This is a genomic window from Nocardioides jejuensis, from assembly GCF_004337475.1.
Lineage (GTDB): Bacteria > Actinomycetota > Actinomycetes > Propionibacteriales > Nocardioidaceae > Nocardioides > Nocardioides jejuensis.
The window spans coordinates 22,645-29,927 of sequence record NZ_SJZJ01000035.1 but is presented as its reverse complement, the minus strand read 5'-3'; the positions used below and the strand labels follow the sequence as shown (position 1 = coordinate 29,927).

10 protein-coding genes are annotated in these 7,283 nt (G+C 66.6%); all 10 read right to left on the bottom strand.

Going from position 1 to position 7,283, the window contains the following annotated elements; translation table 11 throughout:
• Positions 1 to 35: 35 nt before the first annotated feature.
• A complete protein-coding gene (locus tag EPD65_RS15340; protein WP_131585664.1) occupies positions 36 to 1,052 on the bottom strand; it encodes a DNA-directed RNA polymerase subunit alpha in 1,017 nt (338 codons plus the stop codon).
• Positions 1,053 to 1,183: 131 nt separating this feature from the next.
• Complete coding sequence (gene rpsD, locus EPD65_RS15335) at positions 1,184 to 1,792, bottom strand: 30S ribosomal protein S4 (RefSeq protein ID WP_131585662.1); 609 nt, start codon at positions 1,790 to 1,792, stop codon at positions 1,184 to 1,186.
• A gap of 29 nt (positions 1,793 to 1,821) precedes the next feature.
• Positions 1,822 to 2,229, bottom strand: a complete 408-nt coding sequence (rpsK, locus tag EPD65_RS15330; RefSeq protein WP_120060198.1) for a 30S ribosomal protein S11 — start codon at positions 2,227 to 2,229, stop codon at positions 1,822 to 1,824.
• Positions 2,230 to 2,299: 70 nt separating this feature from the next.
• A complete protein-coding gene (gene rpsM / locus EPD65_RS15325) occupies positions 2,300 to 2,674 on the bottom strand; it encodes a 30S ribosomal protein S13 (protein ID WP_107700735.1) in 375 nt (124 codons plus the stop codon).
• A 181-nt stretch (positions 2,675 to 2,855) separates the two neighbouring features.
• Positions 2,856 to 2,969: a 50S ribosomal protein L36 gene (gene rpmJ, locus EPD65_RS15320; RefSeq protein ID WP_004008316.1), complete on the bottom strand. Its 114-nt coding sequence runs from the start codon at positions 2,967 to 2,969 to the stop codon at positions 2,856 to 2,858.
• A 29-nt stretch (positions 2,970 to 2,998) separates the two neighbouring features.
• Positions 2,999 to 3,220, bottom strand: a complete 222-nt coding sequence (gene infA, locus EPD65_RS15315) for a translation initiation factor IF-1 (protein WP_026145687.1) — start codon at positions 3,218 to 3,220, stop codon at positions 2,999 to 3,001.
• A 216-nt stretch (positions 3,221 to 3,436) separates the two neighbouring features.
• Positions 3,437 to 4,486, bottom strand: a complete 1,050-nt coding sequence (locus EPD65_RS15310; RefSeq protein ID WP_131585660.1) for an LLM class flavin-dependent oxidoreductase — start codon at positions 4,484 to 4,486, stop codon at positions 3,437 to 3,439.
• Between the two features lie 36 nt (positions 4,487 to 4,522).
• Positions 4,523 to 5,374 (bottom strand): type I methionyl aminopeptidase, encoded by an 852-nt coding sequence (map, locus tag EPD65_RS15305; protein ID WP_131585658.1) that lies wholly within the window; start codon positions 5,372 to 5,374, stop codon positions 4,523 to 4,525.
• 1 nt (position 5,375) lies between these two features.
• Positions 5,376 to 5,948, bottom strand: a complete 573-nt coding sequence (locus EPD65_RS15300) for an adenylate kinase (RefSeq protein WP_131585657.1) — start codon at positions 5,946 to 5,948, stop codon at positions 5,376 to 5,378.
• On the bottom strand, positions 5,948 to 7,252 hold the full coding sequence (secY, locus tag EPD65_RS15295; RefSeq protein WP_131585655.1) for a preprotein translocase subunit SecY: 1,305 nt from the start codon (positions 7,250 to 7,252) through the stop codon (positions 5,948 to 5,950). The genes EPD65_RS15300 and secY overlap by 1 nt, the downstream gene beginning before the upstream one ends.
• Positions 7,253 to 7,283: the final 31 nt, after the last annotated feature.

Sequence of the window (7,283 nt, the reverse complement as noted above, 5' to 3'; positions counted from 1 at the left end):
GTCGGGGCGGCGGATGCCGCCCCGACCGGAGTCACTCAGTACTGCTCGTCCTCGACGAACGAGTCGTCGTCGTCATCGCCGTACGCCGCGAGGGCGGCCGCCGCGTCGAAGCCCGGCGCGCTGTCCTTGAGGGACAGGCCCATCTCGACGAGCTTGCCCTTGACCTCGTCGATCGACTTGGAACCGAAGTTCCGGATGTCGAGGAGGTCCTGCTCCGAGCGACCGATGAGCTCACCCACGGTGTGGATGCCCTCGCGCTTGAGGCAGTTGTAGGAGCGGACGGTGAGCTGCAGGTCCTCGACCGGGAGGGCGAGGTCGGCAGCCAGCTGCTCGTCGATCGGCGACGGGCCGATGTCGATGCCCTCGGCCTCGACGTTCAGCTCACGGGCCAGGCCGAAGAGCTCGACCAGCGTCTTGCCCGCCGAAGCGAGGGCGTCACGCGGGGCGATCGACGGCTTGGTCTCGCAGTCGATGATCAGCTTGTCGAAGTCGGTGCGCTGCTCGACACGAGTCGCCTCGACCTTGTAGCTGACCTTCAGGACGGGCGAGTAGATCGAGTCGACCGGCATGCGGCCGATCTCGTTGTCGCCACCCTTGTTCTGGACGGCCGAGACGTAGCCGCGGCCACGCTCGACGACGAGCTCCATCTCCAGCGAGCCCTTGTCGGACAGCGTGGCGATCTTGAGCTCGGGGTTGTGGACCTCGACACCGGCCGGCGGCTGGATGTCGGCGGCGGTCACGTCACCGGCACCCGACTTGCGCAGGTACATGGTGACCGGCTCGTCGTTCTCCGAGGAGACGACCAGGCCCTTGAGGTTCAGGATGATCTCGGTGACATCCTCCTTCACGCCCTCGATGGTCGAGAACTCGTGAAGAACGGAGTCGATCTTGATGCTCGTGACCGAGGCGCCCGGGATGCTCGAGAGCAGGGTGCGACGGAGCGAGTTGCCGAGGGTGTAGCCGAAGCCGGGCTCCAGCGGCTCGATGACGAAGCGCGAGCGGAACTCGTCGACGACCTCTTCGGACAGAGTGGGGCGCTGTGCGATGAGCACTGATTCTTTCCTTCCCGGGCCCATCCACCATTTGACGGACCCGAACTTCGAGGGTGAGGAAGTTGAAGTTGTGGAGCGATGTTCCCGGGCCCCTGACCACGCTGGTGATCAGGGAACCCGGGAACGGAGAATCACTTCTTCGAGTAGTACTCGACGATGAGCTGCTCCTGGACGGGCAGGTCGATCTGCGCCCGCACCGGAAGCTGGTGCACGAGGATCCGCATGCGGCCCGGGATGGCCTCGAGCCAGGCCGGGACGATCCGCTCGCCGTGGGTCTCACGCGCGACGATGAACGGGGTCATCTCGAGCGACTTCTCGCGGACGTCGATGACGTCGTACTGCGAGACCTGGAACGACGGGATGTTGACCTTCTTGCCGTTCACGACGAAGTGGCCGTGGACGACGAGCTGGCGGGCGTGCTTGCGCGTGCGGGCGAAGCCAGCGCGGTACACGACGTTGTCGAGGCGGGCCTCGAGCAGCTGGAGCAGGTTCTCACCAGTCTTGCCGGAGCGACGCGACGCCTCGACGTAGTACTTGTGGAACTGCTTCTCCAGAACGCCGTAGGTGAAGCGGGCCTTCTGCTTCTCGCGAAGCTGGAGAAGGAACTCGCTCTCCTTGACGCGGCCGCGGCCGTGCTGGCCCGGCGGGTACGGACGCTTCTCGAACGCGGCGTCGCCGCCGACGAGGTCGACACCGAGACGGCGCGACTTCTTGGTCATGGGGCCGGTGTAACGAGCCATGATTCAGTCTCTCCTTAGGTCTCGGGTGATCAGACGCGACGGCGCTTGGGCGGGCGGCAACCGTTGTGCGGAGCCGGCGTGACGTCCTGGATGGTGCCGACCTCGAGGCCGATGGCACCGAGCGAACGGATGGCGGTCTCACGACCGGAACCCGGGCCCTTGACGAACACGTCGATCTTCTTCATGCCGTGCTCCATGGCACGGCGACCAGCGGCCTCGGCGGCCATCTGCGCAGCGAACGGCGTGGACTTGCGCGAGCCCTTGAAGCCGACGGTGCCGGCAGAGGCCCACGAGATCACGGCACCGGTGGGGTCCGTGATGGTGACGATGGTGTTGTTGAACGTGCTCTTGATGTGGGCTTCGCCCTGAGCAACGTTCTTCTTCTCCTTGCGGCGGATCTTGGTCTTCGCCGCAGCCTGTCGGCTCTTGGGAGGCATTCAGAATCTCCTGAGGTGGCTGGTCTGTGAGTTCGAGGAAGTAAGAAAGTGACTGCGCGTCAGCGCGAGGTCACTTCTTCTTCTTGCCGGCGACGGTGCGCTTCGGGCCCTTGCGGGTACGAGCGTTGGTCTTGGTGCGCTGGCCGTGGACCGGAAGGCCCATGCGGTGGCGGCGACCCTGGTAGCTGCCGATCTCGATCTTGCGGCGGATGTCGGCGGCAACCTCACGACGGAGGTCACCCTCGATCTTGAGGCCAGCGGCCTCGATCGCGTCGCGGAGCTTGACCAGCTCCTCGTCACCCAGCTCGTGAACGCGGAGCGACGGGTTCACACCCGTGGTCTCCAGGAGCTGCGTGGCAGTGGTACGGCCGATGCCGTAGATGTAGGTGAGCGCGATCTCAATGCGCTTGTCACGCGGGAGATCAACACCAACGAGGCGTGCCATGAATGGCGGTCCCTTCGGTAGTTCACAGAGGTGTCTGGTCGTGTCGCGTCCAGGATGGGAATCCCGGCTCCGGCCTCTGCTCCGGAGGTGGCTTCACGCCGTGTGACGGGCGCTAGCGACTCGATTGAGTGGTGGTGCTGTGTTGCTGGTTGCGAGAGATCCAGGGCCGGAGCCCGGCGGATCAGCCCTGGCGCTGCTTGTGGCGCGGGTTCTCGCAGATCACCATGACGCGGCCGTGGCGACGGATCACCTTGCACTTGTCACAGATCGGCTTGACGGAGGGGTTGACCTTCATGTCAGCCCTTTCTAGCTAGTTCGGCTGTCTCACTTGTAGCGGTAGACGATGCGACCCCGGGTGAGGTCGTAGGGAGAGAGCTCCACCACCACGCGGTCCTCGGGGAGGATCCGGATGTAGTGCTGGCGCATCTTGCCGCTGATGTGGGCGAGCACCTTGTGACCGTTGCTCAGCTCCACCCGGAACATCGCGTTGGGCAGTGCTTCAGTGATCGTGCCCTCGAGCTCGATCACGCCTTCCTTCTTCGGCATGCCATCCCATCTGTTTGCTGCTTCTACCGGTGGCCCGGGAACCTCTCGCCGTCGGGACGAGTGGACCTCGTGTGTCGTCAGTGGCGCTCATTTCCCCGGGCGCAGACCACCCACCGAGAACGGTGGAGGCAGTGCAATCCGGGCAGCCGCGAGGCACCACGAAACAGACCCACGTTGGGCCGACGGACCAGTCTAGCCACGGCGTGGCGCGTTGACCTAATTCGCCAGCGCGCTCGCGAGCAGCCGCAACGTCTCCTCGCGGACGGGCGACGCATCCCTCGGCGTCCCCTCCGTGGCGCCTCCGACGGGGTGCACCATCACCTCGTCGACACCGTACATAGCCGCAAGCTCCCGCACCTGCGCGGCCGCAGCGGACGGGTCTCCCACGACCCACCGGCGCAGCATCGCGGCGGCGAGGCTGCGCTGCTCCTCCGGGATGCCGATGAGCTCCGCATCCTCCAGGAGGCGCTGCGGGAAGAGATCGGCGCCGTGCATCAGGGCGAGCATCGCCTGCTGGTTGGGCAGGGCCAGGCGCTCCGCCTCGGCGTACGTCGGGGCGACGACCGCATTGACGGTCAGGAAGGTCCGCGGCTCGGGGTGCTCCGCACTGGGCCGGTACGTCGTGCGGTACAGCTCCAGCGCCTCGGCCGTGCCCTTGCCTGCGAAGTGGTGCGCGAAGACGTACGGCAGACCGCGATCGGCGGCCAGTCGCGCCGAGTAGTCGGAGGAGCCGAGCAGCCAGGTCGTGGGCACGGAACGGGCTGCCGGCGTCGCCCGGAGCGCATGCCGCCGCGAGCCCAGCTGCGCCTCGACGCCGTCCGGCTCGAGCAGCAGCCGCACCTCGTCGACGTACTCGGCGAAGCGGGCGACCGGGTCCTCCTCGGTCGATCCCGCTCCCCCACGCAGCACGTAACGGGTCAGCGGATCGGTCCCCGGCGCACGACCGATGCCGAGGTCGATGCGCCCCGGATAGGCCGCCTCGAGCAGTGCGAACTGCTCCGCGACGACGAACGGCGCATGGTTCGGCAACATCACGCCACCAGACCCGACCCGGATCCGCGACGTGGCCGCAGCCAGCATCGCGATCAGGACAGGCGGGTTGGTCGCCGCCACACCCGGCATGTTGTGGTGCTCGGCCACCCAGTAGCGGGTCAGACCGAGGCCGTCTGCCACCTGGGCCAGCCGCCGCGATGCGGCGAGCGCATCCCCCGTCGACTGGTCGGTGCGTACGGGAACGAGGTCGAGGACCGAGAGCGCAGGAGTCACGAGGTGCTCAACCGCGCCGGGCCCCGGGGTGTTCCGTCAGGAGAGGCCGCCGAAGGGAACGCCGAGCTCGGCGAGCCGGGCCTCTCCCCCGTCGAGCGCCGTCATCACCCAGGCGCCGCCGGCCGTCATGGCGACGGTGTGCTCGAAGTGCGCCGCCCAGGATCCGTCCTGCGAGGCGATCGTCCACTCGTCGTCGTAGGTCTTCCAGCGGTGCGAGCCGAGGGTGACCATCGGCTCGATCGCCAGCGCCATGCCACGCTCGATCTTCGGGCCACGACCAGCGCGGCCGTAGTTGGGGACGTTGGGATCCATGTGCAGCTCGGACCCGATGCCGTGCCCGGTGAAGTCCTCGAGGATGCCCCACGACCCGCCGGTCGGGTGAGCCTGCCCGCGGACGTAGCCCTCGACCGCAGCCGAGACGTCGGTGACCCGGCCACCGAGACGCAGTGCGGCAATGCCCGCCCACAGCGACTCCTCGGTGACCCGCAGCAGCTCACGCACGTCTGCGCCGACGGCGGACTCGCCGCCGACCGCGACGGTCGTCGCGGAGTCGCCGTGCCAGCCCTCGACGATGGCGCCGCAGTCGATCGAGACGATGTCGCCCGCGACCAGCACGCGCTCGTTGGGGATGCCGTGGACGATCTCGTCGTTGACGGACGCACAGATCGTCGCCGGGAACGGCGGGTGGCTGTAGCCCTTGAACGACGGGATGCCACCGCCCGAGCGGATGGTGTCCTCCGCGATCGCGTCGAGCTCGAGAGTCGTCACGCCCGGCTTGACCGCCGCACGGACCGCCTCGAGCGCCTGACCCGTCAGGAGCCCGGCCTTCCGCATGACACGGAGCTGCTCAGGGCTCTTGATCTCGACGCCGCGACCGCGGAGGGACACGTCAGCCTCGCAGGGTGTCGACGACGGCAGCGATGCGCGCCGCGACCTCGTCGATCGAACCGATGCCGTCGACCTCGTGCAGGATGCCGTGCTCCTTGTAGAGCGGCACCAGCGCGGCGGTCTCCGCGTCGTAGACGTCCTGGCGGTGGCGGATGACCTCTTCGGTGTCGTCCGCGCGGCCGCTGGTCTCGGCACGCTTGATCATGCGCTGCACGAGCTCCTCGCGGTCAGCGACCACGAGCGAGATCACGCCGTCGAGCTTGGTGCCCATCGAGGCCAGGATGTCGTCGAGCTCCACGACCTGGTCCGCCGTACGCGGGTAGCCGTCGAGGACGAACGCCTGTGCGTCGGGCTGGGCGAGACGGTCACGGACCATGCCGTTGGTGACCTCGTCCGGGACGTACTGGCCCTTGTCCATGTACGAGCGCGCCAGCTGGCCGAGCTCGGTGTTGTTGGCGAGGTTCTCACGGAACATGTCGCCGGTGGAGATGTGGGCGCCACCGATGCTCGAAGCAAGGTCGACGGCCTGGGTGCCCTTGCCCGCACCCGGCGGGCCCATGATGAGAAGACGCATCAGCGGAGGAATCCTTCGTAGTTGCGCTGCTGGAGCTGGCTCTCGATCTGCTTCACCGTGTCGAGTGCGACGCCCACCATGATGAGGATCGACGTACCACCGAAGGGGAACTTCTGGCTCGCGTGCAGCACCGCGAAGGCAATGAGCGGGATGAGCGAGATCAGACCGAGGTAGAGAGCTCCCGGCAGCGTGATCCGGGACAGGACGTACGCGAGGTAGTCCTCGGTCGGCTTGCCCGCCCGGATCCCGGGGATGAAGCCGCCGTACTTCTTCATGTTGTCTGCAACCTCGGCAGGGTTGAACGTGATCGAGACATAGAAGTAGGTGAAGAAGATGATGAGGCCGAAGTAGAGGGCCATGTAGAGCGGGTGGTCGCCGCCGACGAGGTAGTCGTTGAGCCAGCCGACCCACTTCGCCTGGTTGGTCTTGCCCTGGTTGAACTGCACGGCCATGGCCGGCAGGTAGAGCAGCGAGCTGGCGAAGATGACGGGGATGATGCCGGCCTGGTTGACCTTGAGCGGGATGTACGTCGAGCTGCCGCCGAACATCTTGCGGCCCACCATGCGCTTGGCGTACTGCACCGGGATACGGCGCTGCGCCTGTTCGATGAAGATGACGCCGGCGACGATGACCAGACCGATCGCCATGACGATCGCGAAGGTCGCCCAGCCCTTCGACTCCTTGACGCCCCAGAGGGCGCCCGGGAAGGTCGCCACGACCTGCGTGAAGATCAGGATCGACATGCCGTTGCCGATGCCGCGGTCGGTGATGAGCTCACCGAGCCACATGATGACGGCGGTGCCGGCGGTCATCGTGACGACCATGACCAGGAAGACCTGGATGCTGTCGTTGTTGTAGAGCAGGTCCGCGCTGCAGCCCTGCAGGAGCTGCTTCGAGCGAGCGAGCGCGACGATGCCGGTGGCCTGCAGCAGCGCAAGCGCCAGCGTGAGGTACCGGGTGTACTGGGTGATCTTCTGCTGACCGGCCTGGCCCTCGTTCTTGAGGGCCTCGAGGCGCGGGATCACGACAACGAGCAGCTGCAGGATGATGCTCGCCGTGATGTACGGCATGATCCCGAGCGCGAAGATCGTGAGCTGCAGCAGCGCGCCACCTGAGAACAGGTTGATCAGGTTGTAGACGCTGTTGTCCTTGATGTCGTTGAGACAGGTCTCGACATTGGCGACGTTGACGCCCGGCGCGGGGATCTGCGATCCCAGGCGGAAGAGGACGATGACGAAGAGCACGAACAGCAACTTGCGTCGCAGGTCCGGCGTCCGGAAGGCGTTGGCAAACGCGCCCAGCACGGTGATCCTCTTCTCAGTTGCAGCAGACAGT

Coding starts and splice junctions, on each gene's coding strand:
- rpsM (WP_107700735.1), bottom strand. CDS start 2,674: ATGGCACGCCTCGTTGGTGTTGATCTCCCGCGTGACAAGCGCATTGAG.
- rpsD (WP_131585662.1), bottom strand. CDS start 1,792: ATGGCTCGTTACACCGGCCCCATGACCAAGAAGTCGCGCCGTCTCGGT.
- rpmJ (WP_004008316.1), bottom strand. CDS start 2,969: ATGAAGGTCAACCCCTCCGTCAAGCCGATCTGTGACAAGTGCAAGGTG.
- EPD65_RS15300 (WP_131585657.1), bottom strand. CDS start 5,948: ATGCGTCTTCTCATCATGGGCCCGCCGGGTGCGGGCAAGGGCACCCAG.
- rpsK (WP_120060198.1), bottom strand. CDS start 2,229: ATGCCTCCCAAGAGCCGACAGGCTGCGGCGAAGACCAAGATCCGCCGC.
- infA (WP_026145687.1), bottom strand. CDS start 3,220: ATGCCGAAGAAGGAAGGCGTGATCGAGCTCGAGGGCACGATCACTGAA.